The organism is Paenibacillus massiliensis subsp. panacisoli DSM 21345, from assembly GCF_000426545.1.
In the GTDB taxonomy this organism is placed as follows: Bacteria; Bacillota; Bacilli; order Paenibacillales; family Paenibacillaceae; genus Paenibacillus; species Paenibacillus panacisoli.
In genome coordinates this window covers 190711-208771 of record NZ_KE384535.1, presented here as the reverse complement: position 1 = coordinate 208771, position 18061 = coordinate 190711, and the positions used below count along the sequence as shown (strand labels likewise).

Genomic DNA, 18061 nt, shown 5'->3' with positions numbered 1-18061 from the left:
CACTCTCACTTCAATGCTATTTTCACCCAATCTAATTGAAACTATGATGAACCCATGTCCAACATTATTTGTTGTAGTTTTATATGGACAAAGTTTTACACAACTAAGAGGAGTCCAACCCTGTCCATATAACGTCCTATAAACTTCTACCGGTGCACATCTACCAGCAAATCCAGCAGCAGCCATAGATCAAATAGCAAAAGTCTCAACCCATGTCAGGCGGAAAGCGATGCTTAGTAGCCTGTTCAAAACCAAACGCAATTTTGATCAGCACAGGCTCACTAAATGCTGTACCAACAAATGATATCCCTTGCGGTCCTTTGGTGGTATAACCTTCTGGAGCCATAATTCCTTTTGTGGCATAGCCTCCAGGAACAGTTATAATGGGATAGCCCGCTCTTGCTGCAAGATCAGCTCCCCCGTCACTTCCAAGGAACATAAGTGCATCCAGCCGATGCTCTTTCAAAGCATAATCTATTCCCTTTTCTCTAGCCATCTCCGTATTCTGCATCAAGCTTTGCAGATATTCCTTTTCCTTCAAGGTACCACTTGTTTCTTCCGACCAGATTAGTGTACCTTGTCCATATTTCAAAGCTCTCTCTGCATGCTGATCATTAAAAGCAATGATTTCTGCTAGTGAATGAACAGGGACACCTTCAGGTAACCGTGCCAAATAATTGTTGAGAGCATATTTAAATTCGTACCGTAAAACATTTGCATCCCATTCTGTATTTTCACAAGGCAGACTCACAGGATCAACAATCGTCGCCCCTTCCCTTTTCAATACTGCTATAGCTTCTTCAACAATTTGAATCCTTTCTTCATCCAAACCTTCATAATAAAATCTTGGAACCCCTATTCTGGCTTGCTGCAAAAAGTGTCTATCCAAGAATTGAGTGTAGTCTTGGTAGCCATGATTTATATCTTGAGAGTCGGTTTCCTGCTCGTCTGAATCGACCGAATTAACCAAAGTGCCAAGAATAATTGCGGCATCCGTCACTGTTCTTGCAATTGGACCGGCCGTGTCCTGGCTAAAGGTAATGGGAATAATTCCTGACTGGCTGACCAGTCCAATCGTCGGTTTGATGCCTACAACGCTATTTTGGCTGGAAGGGCAAATAATAGAACCAGTTGTCTCCGTCCCAATCGCTGCTGCTCCAAGGTTCGCTGCAACAGATGCAGCAGAACCGGAACTTGAACCGCCAACAAATAACTCCCCTGGTCCATAAGGGTTCAACACCAAGCCGCCTCTGGAACTATAACCTGCCCACATTTCATTAGACATAAAGTTAGCCCACTCAGTCATATTGGTTTTACCGAGCAAGACAACACCCGCCGCACGGAGCCTGGTAGCAACAACCGAATCTTCTACCGCAATGGAATTCTCTAGTGAGATTGAACCTGCACTGGTATGCATTTTGTCATGTGTATCAATATTATCCTTGAGCAGAATGGGGATTCCGTGCAATAGCCCTCTAGCTCCATTATCTTTCCTTTCTTTATCTAAATTCCTTGCGATCTCAACAGCCTCTGGATTGATTTCTAGAATTGAATTTATTTTCGTATCCAATCTACGGATTCTTTCTATGTAAGCTAATACTAAATCTTCAGAGCTTATTTCCCAAGACTCCATAGCTTTTTGCATGCTAAGTATGTCTGCTTCAATGATCCACTTATCAATATCCATCTCATTATCCTCCTCCATTATTGTAATTCTGCACCAAATGTAATAAGCCCATTATTTCAAAGAAACACATGATTTGGAAGTCATTTCTTTGCTCATCTTGCGCAGATTTTCTTGGACTAGACCAATTAGAAGCATAGCAGAAATGAGCCGTCAGCAAACATAGAGAAATAGAGGTCTCCATCGCGGAGCCTCTTTCCCTTTATAATCCACCTATAGCCATCTACCACCTCCTACTGCCACATAGAGCCGACGCATCATGCTAGAACTATAACTATCTCACCTACGAGCCACTCTTCGTCTCAAGCCGTTCCTTATGGAAGCGGGTGCGGTATTCACCAGGGGTCGCACTGTTCATTTTCTTGAATACACGGATGAAATTCTGCGAGTTGTTGTATCGAAGCTTCTCAGCAATGTCGGAGATCTTGTCATTGGTAGTCTCCAGCAGCTCTCTCGCCTTCTCCATCCGATACGCAATCAGATACTCCGAGAATGTCATTCCTACCTCCAGCTTGAAGACATGGCTAAAATGAGACACAGGCATCGCAATATAATCGGCCACGATAGGCATGGATAGATCAGAATCGTAGTGCTCCTGTATATAATCCAGAGCTTGCTGAATAGTACTATGGGTCCGCTGCTCCAATCTGGATTGGATATGCTCGGTCATTGGAGGATAGATCTCGGTCTTGAACCAATGTACGATCTTCTCCGTTGTATTGAGCTCGAACAGCCGTTGGTACAGCTTGGAGCCGTGAATTTGGGGGCTATTCGCGTCCAGCTCCAGCATCGTGCGTTGGGAGACGGCAAGCAGCTGCGTGAAGGATTGACGGACCTGATCGTAATCCACTGCCTCTGATTTCAACGCATGTGCGAAGCTATCCAGCAAATCTTGAATTTTGCCGAGTTTACCCAGCTTGAGACTTGTAATAATCTGCTGCTCATATTCATAGGGGTAATGCATGGAGGAGCCCTCCAGCTTGATCTGACCAATGTACAGTACCTTGCCGCTTCCCTGAATTAACTGGTAATCCAGTGATTCCATAGCCTCACGGAAGCTACGCTTGACCTGACCCAGCCCTTCATAGCTATGTCCGACCCCCAGCGTCACTGTGATGTGCAGTAAGGACTCAGCTATGCTACGAATCTCTTCCGCTATGTGAAATACGCCAGTATTGGGGTCCAGCGTACGCTTCTGCTCTTTATGATTCAACAGCATCACGATATGCCCGCTATGCATTTGCACCACCATGCCCTCTGCATGATGATGGACAACCTCTTTCACGATATTCAGCACTGCATAATGGAACAGATTGGTGTCCTGCTCGGTGTGACCACGCATGTTATCCAATTCGATGCAGACGACTGTATAATAAGGATGCCGATCAGGTACGTCATAGTAAGCAGCCTGCTCAATCATATCGGGCCGGAAGGGCTCGTTTAACAGCCGATGAATAAAATTACTTCTCAGCGTCGGCATCGAATCCTCGATCTGCTTCTCCAGTCGATCATTGTTGTGCTCCAGTGACTCGAAATAGCTGCGGATGAGCGTGAATTCATTCTCTTCGGCTCGGCCATCAGCCCCTCCTGACTTCTTCTTCACTACCTCAATTAGCGATTGGAAAGCGTGAAGCCAACGCTTTGATAGTACGCCGGACGCCAGTGCACTGACCACGACAAGCAGAAGACAGATCATTAGCGTAGCCTGCTGGATTTTTTGCAGATGCTGCGTAACATCGCTGTACGGAACAATCGTGACATATTTCCACCCATTGTAGGGCGATTCAATGTAATTAAGTGACATCTTAAGGCCATCAATCTGTACGGTTGAAGTATTCGTAGGTGATGAGGGGTCCATCATGCTCCCAAGGAAGCTGTACTCCTGCAGTGGACGCTTCAGCAGATGCTGTGATTGGTCCGAAAAAATGTTATAACGCGGGGTAATGATCAGCAGTTCTCTATTTTCTCCAAGGTTCATGTTATTGAAAATGCGGAATAATGTAGTCTCATCCAGATTGACGATCAGATAACCGCCTGAACTGTTATCGGGCGTATCGATCTTGCGAATCAAAGTGATCTGATGCAACCCATCTCTATAGGTATAGGATTCCAGCCGATGATCCAGCCAGATTTTGCTTGGAGATAGCGACACCGCCTCCTTGATATACGCGGGCAGGACCTGGTCACTGCGCATTCCGAAATCCGGCGAGACCACGAGCTGTTGATCTGGACGATACAAATATACGGAATTCACATCGTCAATGAGCACCTGCATGGAGCTCAGGATCGTCATCGTCATCCCCAAGGCTTCAATATCCTCCCCGGGCTTTGACAAAGACAGAAAATGAGCAAACGTAGGGTTCGTTGCATTCTGTAAAGTCATGTTTTCCAGGGTGCTTAGCTTCTCGTCTATTCTTTGTTGAATCTGCAGCATCGTCTCTTGATTGGCTGCTCCTATATCCTGAATGATGTTCTTGCTTGCAATGAAATAAGCAGTCATGCCCATGATTAAGACCGGAATGGTAGCAAGTAAAGAGGCAATGATCAGAACCTTATTCCGCATCAATCTGGAGGAAAGAGCCTTTCTGATTTTTCTCATCATCAACAGTACCTCGTATTTGTAGTTATGTTCCGCACTAATCATATACCATCAAATAGCATCCCAACCATTGTATACGCTTACAACATACTATAGCACAGCATCGCAACAGGTGAATAATCATTTCAATTGAGTATGGGGTAATTTATCAGTTAAGCCCGCAACAGAGCAAAATGTATAATAACAACTTAATAAGCGCCGGCTCCAAGATATCATCATGAGCCGGCGCTATATTGTCTTCAGAAGGCGGTACGACTAATCGCCAGCTTAACTTCCTTTGAGTTCGTATGATGATGCATGGTCAGCCAGCGCGGTGGCATCTGGCTGACGAGCACAGTTCTTGAATTCAGATTGGCAGTTCGTTGCTCCATTTATTGATATTAGCGCGCTGTATAACGTTGATAAGCATCCTCATGAATTTTGGTCATCTGATCAATCCCCATACTCTTGATGGTATCCACAAATTTATCGTACTCACTCATCGGAGTCTGACCCATGATGAATTTGGTCATCATTTCGTTCAGGTACGTGGTTATAGGATTCATGATCGAAGCGTTCTGTCGAGACTCATCCTCCGTGAAGTGCAGTACAGGCAGCAGAAGCGATTGATCCCCCTTGATCCAGACCTGATTCGCTTCCTTTTGCTCATCGTAGGTCATTAAAGCATCCAGATAACGGCTGTCCTGATTCATCGGCCCATCCATGATGGACATGGCATAGGCGGCCAGTGCCTGATCATAGGTCAGACTCGGATTGTTCATGATCTCATCTGTGAAGCGGATTGCGTCCCCTTCTCTGACGTAGCTCTCCCCTTCAATTCCAAAGTTGAACAGATCATGCCCCTCCGGGCTATAGTTGAAATCCATCCACTGGACGATATACTTGATCTTCTCTTCATCGGCCGACGACGTAATGGCTGCACCATAGGTCAGGACCTTGTTATTAAGTGTAAAGGTCATATAAGGCTTACCTGCGGTACCTGTGGGCCATGGAGCTCCCACAAGCTTAAAGTCTGGATCAGAAGACTTCATCAAATTCAGATATTTAGCCATGCCACTGAATACTCCAGCGCTATAAGCACCAGCCTGACCATTCGTGATCTTGTAGTCGAAGGCTTTACCATCATTCGTCATCATCTCTGGATCGAACAAGCCCTCCTGATACCATTTGGCCATCGTCTCAATAAATTGCTTGTATTCAGGCTCTAATGGGCCGTATACTATCTTCCCATCCTTGAACTGAAAGCCGCCAATGACGCCGAAGGACGGAGCAAAATCATGCAGCTTGCTCAGATTGCCCGGCCCCCAATTCGCCGTGTACGGAAGCTCATCCTGGAGACCATTGCCATTCGGATCCTGTGTCCTGAACGCCTTAAGCACCGTGTACCAATCATCTATAGTAGCAGGTACCTCCAGATTCAGCTTATCGAGCCAATCCTTTCTGAGGATCATACCTGCTGTAGCATTGAGCTTCTCCGCATCAGCACGCATATATGGGAACATGTAGATCGTCCCGTCATCCATGGTGATTTGCTTGCGGATCTCCTCGTCACTCTCGATCAGCTTCTTAAGATTGGGCGCATATTTGTCAATATAGTCATTCAGCTTGATAATCCTGCCGTCTGCCAGCATCTTGCCGGGACCGCCTACCGCGTCGGACCAGTTATAATAGATAACGTCAGGCATGTCGTTGGTAGCAACGAGTAGATTGAATTGATCCTTCTGCTGTCCCAGCGGTGGATGAATGAAATTGACCTTGATGCCAGTTAGCTCTTCCTTCTTCTTGTAGGCAGCCATCTCACCAAAATTCTGTAGTGATGCCGTGAGCTTGCCATCGTTAGCCCGCCAGTAATCAATCGTCATAGGCTCCTCTACTATCGGTAACGGGATGGAAGTAAGTGCTTCAACATTAGCGAGGTCTTCCGAAGGTGATTCCTTGGACTGCTCTTGTCCAGCGCAAGCACTGAGAAAGATAGAGCACACGAATACAAGACATAAGGCCAGAGACAGGTTTTTCTTCATATTATTTTTTGTCGCACCATTTTTGTTCATAGAGCCAAATTCCTCCTTCATGTAGGTTAGTTCTTATTGTTTTACAGCACCAAGCAGAGCGCCTTGAACAAAGTATTTCTGGATGAACGGATACACCATGACAATCGGCAGGGTAGAAATAATAATGGTCGCATACTTGATATTCTCGCCCAGTGCATATCCCGTATCCGCTCCGGGCCCCATCGCCTCGGTGCTATTGCTTAGCAGAATATCTCTGAGTATGATCTGGATCGGATACAGGTCTGCATTACGCAGGTACAGCAGCGGACCCATGTAATCATTCCAATGATCAACAGCATAATACAGCGTTAACACCGCCAGAATCGGCTTGGAGATCGGCAATATGATTCGGAACAGTATGGTAAAATCATTCGCTCCATCCAGCTTGGCGGATTCGATGAGCTCTTTGGGAACGCTCTCAAAATTGGTCTTCATAATAATCAGGTAAAAGGTGTTGATTGCCACCGGTAGAATCAGGGCCAGCCGGCTATTAATCAAGCCCAGATTCTGAATTAACAGGAAGGTTGGAATCATGCCGCCGCTGAAGAACATGGTGAATACAACAATCTTCATTAGCGCCTTACGAATCATCAGATCTGGCCTGGACAATGCATAGGCTGCGAGCGAAGTCATCAGTAGATTGAACGAGGTCCCTACAATGACATAAAAGAGGGTATTCATGTAGCCGCGATAGATTTTGGAATCCTGCAACACATGCTCATAGGCCGCAAATGTGATTCCCTCGGGCCATAGCATGAAGGAACGATTTTGCAGCAATGCATTCGGTTCGCTTACGGAAGCATTGAATATATACAGCATGGGATAGACCGAGATAAGAATAACGATGCCCAGCATCAGATAGTTCGCCCCGTCAAAAATTCGTTCAGCAATGGAACGCTTCATTCCATGCTCCTCCTTTCTACCACAGTGTTGTAGAGTTCGCCTTCCTACTGATGGCATTCGCAATGATGAGCAGCAGGAAATTCACCAATCCATTAAATAGGCCCACTGCTGTCGAGTATGCATAGTTGGCCTCCAGCACCCCTGAGCGATAGACGAAGGTCGATATGACATCTGATACCTCATAAGTAGGTGCCGTCTGCATGAGAAGGATCTTTTGCAGATCGGAATTCATGACCGCTCCCAAGCGTAGAATTAGCATAATAACGATCGTAGGCATAATGCCTGGCAAGGTTACATGCAGGAACTGGCGCCATCTACCCGCTCCATCCATCTTGGCTGCCTCATACAGCTGGGAATCAATATTGGCGAGTGCTGCGAGGAAGATAATCGATGCCCACCCGGCCCCCTGCCATATATTCGATATAATATACATAGGTCGGAACATATCCGGCTCCGAGAAGAACATCATTGGCTGTAGGCTGAACATGTCACGGGCGATATTGAACAAGCCCCCGTCAAGTGACGAGAACGTCTTCATCATGCCCACGACGACCACCACTGATATAAAATGCGGCAGATAGCTTACGGTCTGCACAGTACGCTTGAACATCTTGCTTCTCACTTCATGCAGCAGCAGAGCAAGAATAATCGGTGCAGGGAACCCCAGAATAATGCTGTACAAGCTCAATATGAGCGTGTTCTTCAGAAGTCTCCAGAAATAGTAGCTGTTGAAGAAGGTAATGAAGTTCTCAACACCAACCCATGTCCCTCCCCAGATCCCGTGCGTGAGATTATAATTTTTTTGGAACGCCATCAGCAAGCCATACATCGGACCATATTGAAATATGCCATAGTAAGCAATGACTGGCACGAGCATCAAATAGATATACCTGTTACGAAGCAAGTCTTTTTTGAATAATGTCAATTTGCTCGGTGTGCTTCCTGATGCTACCAGCCTTCTCTTCGCCAGTTCCTGTTTCACGTGTATGCTTCCTCCCCCTGTAAGAATCATGTCTCAACACTCCTAGCGTACTATCCCTACATCCATAAAAATACAATCACATCAATTGATTATCCGCTTCCCCGCTCACCACCACAAAAAAAACACACGAACATGCAGGAGTTCTGCCGCTTCGTGTGTGATAGCCATCGTTGTACGTGCATTATTCGAAATGGTATACACTTCACCAGTCATATTCCCTTATTTCGTGGAGGAGCCTCGACTTGTTACCTTCACCTTCACCTTGTAAGTGACCGTTGCCTCGCTGAAGATCTCATCCCAGTTATCCTTCACCTGCTTCCACACCTTCGGCTCCTTAATGCGGAGGACCTCTCCAAAATCAGCCACATCGACCTTGTAGGTGTGCTGGAGCTTATGCAGCACCTGCTCAATCTGCTGCTCGGCTATGTCTGCAAAATCCTTCTCCAGCTCTTTGAGATACGCCCCCTTCTCCTCTGTCTCGGGGATGATCCAGTCCTCCATGAGCCATCCCTCCGAATCGACATTGACATGGAAGGAGATGTCCTTGCCTCTTACGGTAGGCGTAATCGTCGTCTTATTTTTCTTGGTTTCGTAGACAACTGTGTAACCTTCTTTGTTGTAGGTCTTTACGATACCAGCCCGTGACTGCAGATTAATCCAGGCAAGACCCTCCAGATCTGTCTGACTGAGCGCTCCAATATATTTGGTCGTCTTGCCACTAAATATACCTGCCCCAGAGAATTTGTCATCCCCATCAAAGGAAATCACATTCTGAAGTAGAAAGCTTGATCCTGCCTTTAGCTTGGCATCGAGCTTGGCCAATGTCATGGGCTCAAGGATCTTGTTGATCAAATACGAATTATTGACCATGCCTGTAAGATAGAACGCTGGGATTTGAGATTGATCCTTCAAGGTTAGCACATCCAAGGCACGCTCATGGCTCAGTAATACGAGGCAATTCAGCCGAATGTCATTATCCCGCAACACAAAATCCAGCAATTGATCGAGTCTATACTTCTTGGCAACATCCTTAGAGATGACGATGACCTTCAGATGATGGCCAATTAAGGGACGGTCCCTAAGTAAAGCAAAATGCCGAAATATCTGTAACAGAGAGTCACCTGTAAGCTGTTCATTCGAGTACGAGGACTTATCTGAGGTGTTCGAGCCCCCCTCGGCACTCTTCGTGGATTTCACATGACCCGGGGCAATCTGCACTGTCGCGGTAATGTTATTTTCCTTGGGATATTCTGCGCCTTCCTTTGTGAGGTATTTCTCAAGCGGCGTCTCACGCGGGGTGTCGATGCCAAGACCGAGATATACACTCAGGTCCTCAATCTCCCGGCTACTCCAGCAGCCAGTTACTGTGAGCAATACAGCCAGTACGATGATAGTACTGACTAACCGACAAGCCCATCTCATGCACGCTTCCCTCCCTTTTTGCGAATTATACTAATCATCAGCAATAGCACAGGCAGAATTCCAAACAAATATACGGATGCATTGCCAAGCATATCTCCCAAGGCCAGAGTCTCATCCACATCCTGGGGAATCATCGCCAAAAGGTAGATGATGGGCAGGAAGATATACAAAGCCGCATGCATTCCTTTAAGTCGAAACAAGTCGCGTACACCGATGGATGCTGTATAGTGGGCAATTGCCGAGGTAGAGAAAATTTGCATGATCCAGATGACCAGCAGCAAGGATTCAAAGCGCTCAAAGATTAGGCCCTGAACCTCAAAGCTTCGAAGCAGATCAAGCGTCGGCCATGTTCTGGTCATAATTCCGTTTACAGAGAGACTGCCGATGACCATGACTACCGTAATAAGGTAAATGACTGTTGATGTCAGTACTCCCCACACCACGGATTTATTACTTTTGCCCGGATTCTTCATATAAGCAGTCATGACGAGCATAACCTCATAGCCTGTATAGGACAGTAATGTTGGCTTGAGACCCTTTAATAACGGCATTAAGCCCTCACCCAGCAGCGGTCTTAGATTGTTTATTTCGAATAGTTGACTGCTGAGCAAAATCTCGAGGACAAAAATAATCAATGTAATGGGCAAAATAATCTCAAACACACGCACGATCACGGGAAGCCCCCCAGAGGTCATGTATAGTCCGATCCACATAAATAACATGACAATTGCCCATGTAGGCGTACGTTCCAGTAGGAACATACCGGTCACCTCTGCCATCACCCTGATCTCGAAGGCCGAGATGGTGATGAAATACACGATCATAGGGAGCAGCAGAATGTAAGAGACCCATTTCCCAGTGATGATTGGGGTGAATTCAAATACCGTCTTCCCCGGGAACCTGCGACACAATGCCACGATAATTAGACCCAGCCCGACTACGACCAGACCAGACATGATAATTACAATCCACACATCTGGTGTACCAACAGCGTCAACCGTTGTGCGCGGGAGTGTCAGAATGCCTGCCCCAAGCATAAAGTTCACGATGATAACAGCAGCTTGTGTCGCACTGAGGTGGACCCGAGACTTAGAGCGGCTCATATGTTTCCCCCCTTCCATACATGATTTTTAATTTTTGCGCTCAGAATCATTTGGCTTGGTCATTTCAGGTCGCAGCTTCATCATGCTAAGCGGTGCTCGGATGACGAAATCCTTCCAATCCCTGAGATTATACGGTACTGCTGGCGATACATACGGTACACCAAAGCTGCTTAACCGCGCGAGATGTGTACATATCAGCAGGAAGAACATAACTACGCCGAATAATCCAAGCGCAGCCGCACAGAACATGGCAACGAACCGCAAAATCCGCAAAGTAATCCCGGCACTATAGACGGGTATGGTGAAGGATGATATCGCTGTAATCGCCACGACAATAACCAGAAACTGGCTAATAATACCTGCCTGAACAGCCGCCTGTCCGATAATCAGACCGCCAACGATCCCCATCGCTGGTCCAATCGGCTTAGGCAACCGAATCCCAGCTTCCCGCAGGATCTCAATGGATAGCTCCATAATCAAGGCCTCGATGATGGAGGGAAACGGCACACCGCTACGGGCATCAATAATGGTTAAAGCAAGCTTGGTCGGAATAAGCCCCGGATGGAAGGATATGAACGAAATATATAGCGCTGGAGCAAGTAAGGCCAGCGTAGCTGACATAAAGCGGAGCAAGCGTAAAAAGGTTCCCGGAATCCAGCGGTCGTAATAATCCTCAGGCGATTGCAGCAGCATGGTGAAGGTACCAGGGACAATGAGCACAAATGGAGTGCCATCCAGCATAATGACTACCCGGCCTTCCAGCAAGCCACCGATCGCCCGGTCAGGCCGCTCTGTATTGAGCACCTGCTGAAACGGACTCAGCGTGCTATCCTCAATCAACTGCTCTATATAGCCTGATTCCAGCATGGCATCCATATCCATACGCTGAATACGGGTCTCCACCTGCTGGACCAGATCAGGATTCACAATATCCTTCATATACGCGATAGCCAGCTTTTTCTTGATCCTGGACCCTACCTCATACTGTTGAATGAACAGACTTTCATTTTTCCCAATCTGTCGTAGTAACGCGGTATTCTCATCCAGACGCTCGGTGAAGCCAATGCGCGGGCCGCGCAGTAATGCTTCGGACAAGGGCTCTTCCAGACTGCGGGTCTTCCCCTTCGCCGAGCCGATTAAGATCGCCACCGTCATGCCGTCTATGAGGAGCGCCCCTTTACCAGTAAGAACCGCATTGGCGATCTCCTGAATATGCGATGACTCCTGAATATCACTAACAGGCAATAGACGCATGCTCAAGAAGTCCTTGAACGCCTCTTGCCGCGGGAGCCGCTTCCATTTCATTCCGACGGTATCAGGGACGCCCTCACGCATTAATGTAGTGATAAGGAATTCATCCATTAGCTGCTGATCCACGAGCCCATCAACATACAGGACAGCTGCCTTTAGATCGGTCCCCTTCATATAGAACTCACGAATATGTACATCCGAGTTCTTGCCAAAGCCTTGTCGTATCGTAGCTATATCCGCGGTATAGACCCCGGTCAGTGGAGAATCCTTCGAACGAAAGGTGTCCTTTCCTTGTAAGCTCTGCTGCTGCTTAGCATGTTGATTCTTTGTACTGGATTGTTGCTTATTCGCATGTTGCTTATTGCTATTCTTCGAATCGCTGAAGCTTCCATTCTTGACCGCTGTCTGCAGCCTTTCCGTTAACTTCGCTAGTCCAATCGGAATCATCACCAATAGTAAGGCCTGCCACCAAATCGGCCAGCCAGGAATATATTTCATCACTTCAGACCACACATCGTCACCTCCCTGTTGTGTTCAGCCGCTTCCCTGTCGATCAAGTCGTATGCTCCATCGTTGTGGGAGAAATGGTAATGAATGACGATAAGTAGTGTTTCCAACCTGCCTATAATCATACGGAAGCATAGCTGGAGAGCTGTATGAAAAAAAGATATTTCCTAGCCTCGCTATACTTTTGCCATGTTCGAGCCAGCCATTTTCCTGCACAATGAGCATATCTCAAGCAGACAGCAGGTCTGCAGCAAACGATCAGGAGGAATCAACATGGCACAACAAGCGGTAAAACTACAGTCATTTGCAGATTTAACACCTTATATGGAAGGCTTTGAGCTTGTCTCCACTCAATGGGGTGCGGATGGGCGGGTCTATGTTCTGCTCATCGATCAGTTCCCCGAGAGAGACAAAGGGATGTTCGTGCAAGCCAAGCTACATAAGCAAAGGCTCTATAGAGTCCTTGTACTGACGGATCACGTCGTGAATGATGTTATGATCTGGAGCAGCTTCAATTACCACTATATACAGCCACTTCACGAGCATCTGCTACTCGTCGGCGCACGTTGCAGATATTACGGGAGGAATCAGTACGATCTGAATGCGAGAGTATACGATTATGAAGGGCTCACTGTGGATGAATTTCTGCTAGGTGACGGCATACAGGATGTCCAGGTAAGCGAGGAAGGTATGATCTGGACCAGCTATTTTGATGAAGGTGTATTCGGAAATTACGGGTGGAGTGAGCCGGTTGGCGCATCTGGCTTGCTGGCCTGGGACCATCAGGGGAAGCGTACCTATGAGAATCAAGCCGTGGATATCGCTGATTGCTATGCACTCAATGTAGTGAAGGATCAGGAAGTATGGTTCTACTACTACACGGACTTCTCGCTCGGCTGTATCACAGGTGGAACGCAGCAGCCGAACGTTACTTTGATGAACCCGGGCATTTCAGGCTCTTCTGGCTTCTGTACAGATGGGTATCACTTCTTGTTCGATGGTGGCTATGGCCGTCACGGGACCTACGTCCTCAAGAAGCTGGAGCATTCTCGCCATCTAACGAAAGGCACCAAGATCACCTTCCGGAATGAACAAGCTAGACAGCTTCAAGTTCAAGCTCAGTGCTTTCGTCAGAACCGTCTCCTGCTGTATTCAGGCCAACTACTCTATCAGGTGACCGTGGAAGAGATCGCTGAGCACCTCGGTAATCTTGCGTAGTCTAATAGCACGTCATGCTCATCTCGATCACCTCAACACAAATAGTCGCCATCCCGACAGAAATGTCTGGCATGGCGACTATTTAGAACAATCTATTATAAACAGCGAACGATCTATTGTAGGCAAAGAATGATCTATTACAGTAAGCACCATACACATTCAAGCTGCAAAATGGAAAAAGGAAAGGCGCAATAACGACAGACAGACATAGCTAAAAGCGACTATCTTCGTTCGGTACGGACAACTTCATATGCTTGAATGAGACCTGGCAGCCTGTGCCTATCGGAGATTGTGCGACAACCCCAGCCATGAATGGTCCCTCTGCTCCCATGCCAAAGTAGCGAATCAGCTTCCAGCTCTCCCCATCCACTGAGTAATGAAAGGACACCACACGACCAGCCTTCGCTATTCTCAAATAAGGCTGCTCTACATCCACACGCTCCGAATTGCAGTCATCCGAGAAGCCATGCTGCGTCACTACAGAGACAATGGTCGGATATTCTCCGTTGGATTCAAAGCAGAGCTTCGCCCAATTGTTCTCATCCGCCATCAGCATCAGGCAGCCCGAATCATACTGATGTTGCATGTCTACCTTGACTTGTGTTGTCAGCTCAAAGGACGAGTCCACATTCAAATATAGAAAAGGAGCGGAATGCACGATATGCTTGCCAGCTGGGTCTTTGAAGAAATCTGCCTTAGCAGGTGCGTCAATTACCAGCTCTCCATCCTGCGTAAATGTCCAGCTACTGGGCTCATGCATCCAACTGAGCTGATGTCTTTTCGTTGCCTCAAATAGATTGTTCCCCATGGACTAATCCTCCGTATGGTCGGGCTCGACTTCTGAAAAGGAGCCAGCATGATATAATTTCACGTTGATCAGCAGATGGCTGATATCTAAATATACCGTCATTATATCTGCGCAATGGTTCCATTTATATATAAAATTGTAGTGATTTGATATAATAATATGGAATTGTCGTAAGAAAAAATAAATCCCGATTTTACAAATGCAGTATGCAACCGCAAGATGAAATTCATATTCTTCATTATTCTCGGCGTTATCTTCGTAATCGACTTTCTAGAAATGGTCGCTTCCTCAAATCCTGTGGTCGAAGCCCATGTTGTTTGGCCTTACGATGCCAGGAGAAATGAGCGGCCATTCGATACATAATACGTGGGAAATTAGGCTGAATAAATAGCGATTCCGCACTACTTCGAGCGAGGATTGCCGTGCTGAGCCGAGTCATCGCATTGCCTAGATTCCTTAGTGGACCTTTTCCCAGCGGCATCTTTAACTCGTGTAACATCTCCCCTGCTCCGTGACCAACTGCCATTCCAAAACGGAAGCCGCAGCGTACGCACCAGTTCTTAATCATATCTGCTGCAATCGTGCATTGCTTCCCTTCGAAAAATCCATTATTGATTAACGCATACACGAAGAGATTCGGGTTACCTTGCTCAGTCTGTCGGAAATTTTGCAGCTCGACCATCATCCGCAGTACATGTGAAGGGATGGCATCAAAATAAAGCGGAAATGCCAGTACGATCACATCGGCTTGGTTAAGCTCCCGATATTGCTCAGCCTTCAGCTGCTTCGCATTCACCCGGTACGACTTCAGCTCGTTGCCTTCGGTGATGAAGGGCGTGAGCTTTTCTAGCAGAAATCCAGAATTGGTCGCTCCGCCCTTCGGACTGCCGTTAATCAGCGCAATGTTCATAGTTGCACCTCCATTAACTCGTCAAGCCTGTTGTGAAAAGAAACACTATAATGGGACACATCCAGATTTATTGCATTAGCGCGAGTCAGTGCCTGTGCTGTGTGACGTTCAGCCTCCGTGATCCCTTCTCCATAAAAATGGACGGTGAATTTGAAGCGCTGCTTGTAGCGTTGCTGATGATGTGTCTCACCTTCTTCAATTACAAAATAGGGCAGAACATAGGGTAGTGAGCGGTTCAACACGTTGCTGACGAACGGGCTATATCCTCCATATACATTGCGGGTGATGAGTACCAGCTCTTCGCAGGCGGCGAACCGGTCACCCATGTGTTGATAAGAATCTTTGAGCACGCAGGTCCCCGGAGTGCGAACCCAACAACCGAAGCAGCCTACACAATGACGAATGGAACCCGTCTCACTGATTACTTCATCGGTATCCTTGCTGAAGCCGCTAAGGCAGGCAACATAATCATCATTCGCTAAATCATGGACTATCAGTCTCATTAGCTGTTCCTCCTGACTGAAGAATGGTTTGCCATACTTTTTGCCAATCACCTGAATATCGAATGCCACTGCTTGACAGTAGTGATGCTACGCCGTGCACAAGCGACCAGTAGGCCATTAGCATGTTGTCGTCCTGTTCAGGTGGGAGACCCAGACTGCGGAACAGCCGATAGCCCGTTGCCCGGAATACGGCAAATGGCGGGTAAGGCGGAACGTCCTCAGCTCCTGCGTCTACCTGAATAACAATGCCTGACTGAAAAAATATAAATGGAAAATAAGTGGGGTGCCGCTCGAAAAAGGATATATAGGCGGTTCCCAGCTTTTCCATTTCCGACATGGGGTCATTGTTCCCTTCAATAGAGACTTGCAGGGTGGTCGTGAACTGCTCTGTGACGTGATCGGCCATCGCAGCCAACAGATCCTGCATATCCTTAAAATGGCTGTAAGGCGCAGCGTGACTGACACCACACTTGGCTGCTACCTTTCGTAAGGAGAAACCTCCTAGCCCTTCCTCGCCAATGAGTTCAATACCGGTCTCAATTAAGGTTTTACGTAAATCGCCATGATGGTAAGGTCCAGGCTTCAATCCTATCGCTCCTTCGTTTAACTTTACACTGTAAAGATAACTCCATATGTTGACATTGTCAAGATTGAGTTGGAGATATCTGAGAGATTATTCTCTTGGGAGAGTAATACATTAGGCCGCCCGAGATTCGGACGGCCTATTATCAAGTAACACTATGAAATAGTAGTTGGGAATAACCTTTGGAATATCACTCTAGACCTGCCTTTACTCCCCTTATGACAGTGTCTTGATGGCTTCCGCCGTGAATGGAATCAATGCCTCAGCATTGCCCTCGTGAATCTTGCGCACCCATGCAGGGTCGGACAGCAGGGCACGGCCTACAGCGACCAGATCGAATTCCCCTTGCTCCACTCGTTCTACCAGCGCTTCGACGCCAACATGGTTAGCTCCTTGACCCGTGGTGAAGAAGCTCATGAAATCACCGTCCAATCCTACAGATCCGACTGTAATCGTAGGTTTGCCCGTCAGCTTCTTCGTCCAGCCAGCCAGATTCAGGTCAGAACCTGCAAACTCCGGCTCCCAAAAACGACGTGTAGAGCAATGGAAGATGTCAACGCCTGCTTCCACCAGAGGAGCCAAAAATTGCTCCAGCTGCTCAGGGCTATCCGCCAGCTTAGCCGTGTACTCATTACTCTTCCACTGCGAATAGCGCAAAATGATAGGGAAGTCAGGGCCGACAGCTTCACGACAAGCCTCAATGACTTCTACCGCAAAACGGGTGCGTCCTACCATATCGCCGCCATACTGATCTGTACGGGGATTCGTTTTCTCCCAGAAAAATTGATCAATGAGGTACCCATGCGCGCCGTGGAGCTCAATGCCGTCAAAGCCGACTCGTTTGGCTTCAGCAGCTGCTTGGCCGAACGCCTGAACGATTTCTTTGACTTCAGCCTCGTTATATTCACCTACGTCTCCCTTGGCTCCCATGTGCCACAGCTGCGGAACGATGCGTCCTCCTGCTGCGTGCACCTCAGCCACTACATGCTCCCATCCCTTCAAAGCAGCTTCTCCGAAGAAATGTGGAACGTTCTCCTGATTGGACGCATCTGGATGGTTAACGATCGTACCCTCGGTGATAATTAAACCTACTTCATTCTCTGCTCTATGGCGATAGTAAGCAGCTACATCCTTACCGGGAATTCCGTCTGGGGAGAACTGACGAGTCATCGGCGCCATAACGAAGCGATTTGACAGACTCAGCTTGCTGGAGTTGAACGGTGTAAACAGTGCTTCCAGGGATACAGTAGGTTTCATACATTGCCTCCTAAGATTTGAAATAATATATTTATATTAACTTTCGAATGACACTACTAAGAATTACAGCGCACAGAGAAACGAAGCATATCTATAATTGGAACAATATCCTTCTCATGCAATGATGAGAACAAGAGTAAGTATAGGGTGGTTAGATCATGAGATAAGTAATAGTCCCCTGTCACCTCCCTTTCGAAATAGGATGGGTTAAATCTATAGTTGGTAAAATCATGAAATATTATTTTTGACTACAAAGTCAAAAATAACTTCAAAAAAACAA

At 47.1% G+C, this 18061-nt stretch carries 14 protein-coding genes; 1 reads left to right on the top strand and 13 read right to left on the bottom strand.

Going from position 1 to position 18061, the window contains the following annotated elements; genetic code table 11:
* Positions 1 to 205: 205 nt before the first annotated feature.
* The 8 genes from K331_RS0126515 to K331_RS0126480 form a co-directional block, all read right to left on the bottom strand.
* Positions 206 to 1687, bottom strand: coding sequence for an amidase family protein (locus tag K331_RS0126515; protein ID WP_028592640.1), 1482 nt, complete (start codon positions 1685 to 1687; stop codon positions 206 to 208).
* Positions 1688 to 1967: 280 nt separating this feature from the next.
* On the bottom strand, positions 1968 to 4286 hold the full coding sequence (locus K331_RS0126510; protein WP_028592639.1) for a helix-turn-helix domain-containing protein: 2319 nt from the start codon (positions 4284 to 4286) through the stop codon (positions 1968 to 1970).
* A 377-nt stretch (positions 4287 to 4663) separates the two neighbouring features.
* On the bottom strand, positions 4664 to 6334 hold the full coding sequence (locus K331_RS0126505) for a type 2 periplasmic-binding domain-containing protein (protein WP_211237362.1): 1671 nt from the start codon (positions 6332 to 6334) through the stop codon (positions 4664 to 4666).
* A 33-nt stretch (positions 6335 to 6367) separates the two neighbouring features.
* Positions 6368 to 7237: a carbohydrate ABC transporter permease gene (locus tag K331_RS0126500; protein ID WP_028592637.1), complete on the bottom strand. Its 870-nt coding sequence runs from the start codon at positions 7235 to 7237 to the stop codon at positions 6368 to 6370.
* A gap of 16 nt (positions 7238 to 7253) precedes the next feature.
* On the bottom strand, positions 7254 to 8249 hold the full coding sequence (locus K331_RS0126495; protein WP_226383705.1) for an ABC transporter permease: 996 nt from the start codon (positions 8247 to 8249) through the stop codon (positions 7254 to 7256).
* 189 nt (positions 8250 to 8438) lie between these two features.
* On the bottom strand, positions 8439 to 9641 hold the full coding sequence (locus tag K331_RS0126490) for a Ger(x)C family spore germination protein (RefSeq protein ID WP_028592635.1): 1203 nt from the start codon (positions 9639 to 9641) through the stop codon (positions 8439 to 8441).
* A complete protein-coding gene (locus K331_RS0126485) occupies positions 9638 to 10744 on the bottom strand; it encodes a GerAB/ArcD/ProY family transporter (protein ID WP_028592634.1) in 1107 nt (368 codons plus the stop codon). Before K331_RS0126485 ends, K331_RS0126490 begins: the two co-directional genes overlap by 4 nt.
* A gap of 27 nt (positions 10745 to 10771) precedes the next feature.
* Positions 10772 to 12508 carry a spore germination protein gene (locus tag K331_RS0126480; RefSeq protein ID WP_028592633.1) on the bottom strand — a complete coding sequence of 579 codons (1737 nt, stop codon included), beginning with the start codon at positions 12506 to 12508 and terminating at the stop codon, positions 10772 to 10774.
* Positions 12509 to 12775: 267 nt separating this feature from the next.
* On the opposite strand from K331_RS0126480, the gene K331_RS0126475 reads away from it, so the two are divergent.
* The gene (locus K331_RS0126475; protein ID WP_028592632.1) at positions 12776 to 13720 is read left to right on the top strand and encodes a hypothetical protein; all 945 of its coding nucleotides are present in this window, start codon (positions 12776 to 12778) and stop codon (positions 13718 to 13720) included.
* 211 nt (positions 13721 to 13931) lie between these two features.
* On the opposite strand, the gene K331_RS0126470 is transcribed toward K331_RS0126475, so the two are convergent.
* From K331_RS0126470 to K331_RS0126450, 5 genes are all read right to left on the bottom strand, one after another.
* Positions 13932 to 14528 (bottom strand): DUF1349 domain-containing protein, encoded by a 597-nt coding sequence (locus K331_RS0126470; RefSeq protein ID WP_028592631.1) that lies wholly within the window; start codon positions 14526 to 14528, stop codon positions 13932 to 13934.
* 250 nt (positions 14529 to 14778) lie between these two features.
* Positions 14779 to 15438 (bottom strand): hypothetical protein, encoded by a 660-nt coding sequence (locus tag K331_RS0126465; protein WP_028592630.1) that lies wholly within the window; start codon positions 15436 to 15438, stop codon positions 14779 to 14781.
* Complete coding sequence (locus K331_RS0126460) at positions 15435 to 15941, bottom strand: flavoprotein (protein WP_028592629.1); 507 nt, start codon at positions 15939 to 15941, stop codon at positions 15435 to 15437. Before K331_RS0126460 ends, K331_RS0126465 begins: the two co-directional genes overlap by 4 nt.
* Entirely contained in the window at positions 15922 to 16527 is a 606-nt protein-coding gene (locus K331_RS0126455) for a TetR/AcrR family transcriptional regulator (RefSeq protein WP_028592628.1), read from the bottom strand. Before K331_RS0126455 ends, K331_RS0126460 begins: the two co-directional genes overlap by 20 nt.
* Before the next feature lie 213 nt (positions 16528 to 16740).
* Entirely contained in the window at positions 16741 to 17781 is a 1041-nt protein-coding gene (locus K331_RS0126450) for an NADH:flavin oxidoreductase (RefSeq protein ID WP_028592627.1), read from the bottom strand.
* Positions 17782 to 18061: the final 280 nt, after the last annotated feature.

Bases quoted from the DNA above. Each gene is read 5' to 3' on its own strand.
- K331_RS0126515 (WP_028592640.1), bottom strand. From the start codon at position 1,687: ATGGATATTGATAAGTGGATCATTGAAGCAGACATACTTAGCATGCAA.
- K331_RS0126510 (WP_028592639.1), bottom strand. From the start codon at position 4,286: ATGATGAGAAAAATCAGAAAGGCTCTTTCCTCCAGATTGATGCGGAAT.
- K331_RS0126505 (WP_211237362.1), bottom strand. From the start codon at position 6,334: ATGAACAAAAATGGTGCGACAAAAAATAATATGAAGAAAAACCTGTCT.
- K331_RS0126500 (WP_028592637.1), bottom strand. From the start codon at position 7,237: ATGAAGCGTTCCATTGCTGAACGAATTTTTGACGGGGCGAACTATCTG.
- K331_RS0126495 (WP_226383705.1), bottom strand. From the start codon at position 8,249: ATGATTCTTACAGGGGGAGGAAGCATACACGTGAAACAGGAACTGGCG.
- K331_RS0126490 (WP_028592635.1), bottom strand. From the start codon at position 9,641: ATGAGATGGGCTTGTCGGTTAGTCAGTACTATCATCGTACTGGCTGTA.
- K331_RS0126485 (WP_028592634.1), bottom strand. From the start codon at position 10,744: ATGAGCCGCTCTAAGTCTCGGGTCCACCTCAGTGCGACACAAGCTGCT.
- K331_RS0126475 (WP_028592632.1), top strand. From the start codon at position 12,776: ATGGCACAACAAGCGGTAAAACTACAGTCATTTGCAGATTTAACACCT.
- K331_RS0126470 (WP_028592631.1), bottom strand. From the start codon at position 14,528: ATGGGGAACAATCTATTTGAGGCAACGAAAAGACATCAGCTCAGTTGG.
- K331_RS0126465 (WP_028592630.1), bottom strand. From the start codon at position 15,438: ATGAACATTGCGCTGATTAACGGCAGTCCGAAGGGCGGAGCGACCAAT.
- K331_RS0126460 (WP_028592629.1), bottom strand. From the start codon at position 15,941: ATGAGACTGATAGTCCATGATTTAGCGAATGATGATTATGTTGCCTGC.
- K331_RS0126450 (WP_028592627.1), bottom strand. From the start codon at position 17,781: ATGAAACCTACTGTATCCCTGGAAGCACTGTTTACACCGTTCAACTCC.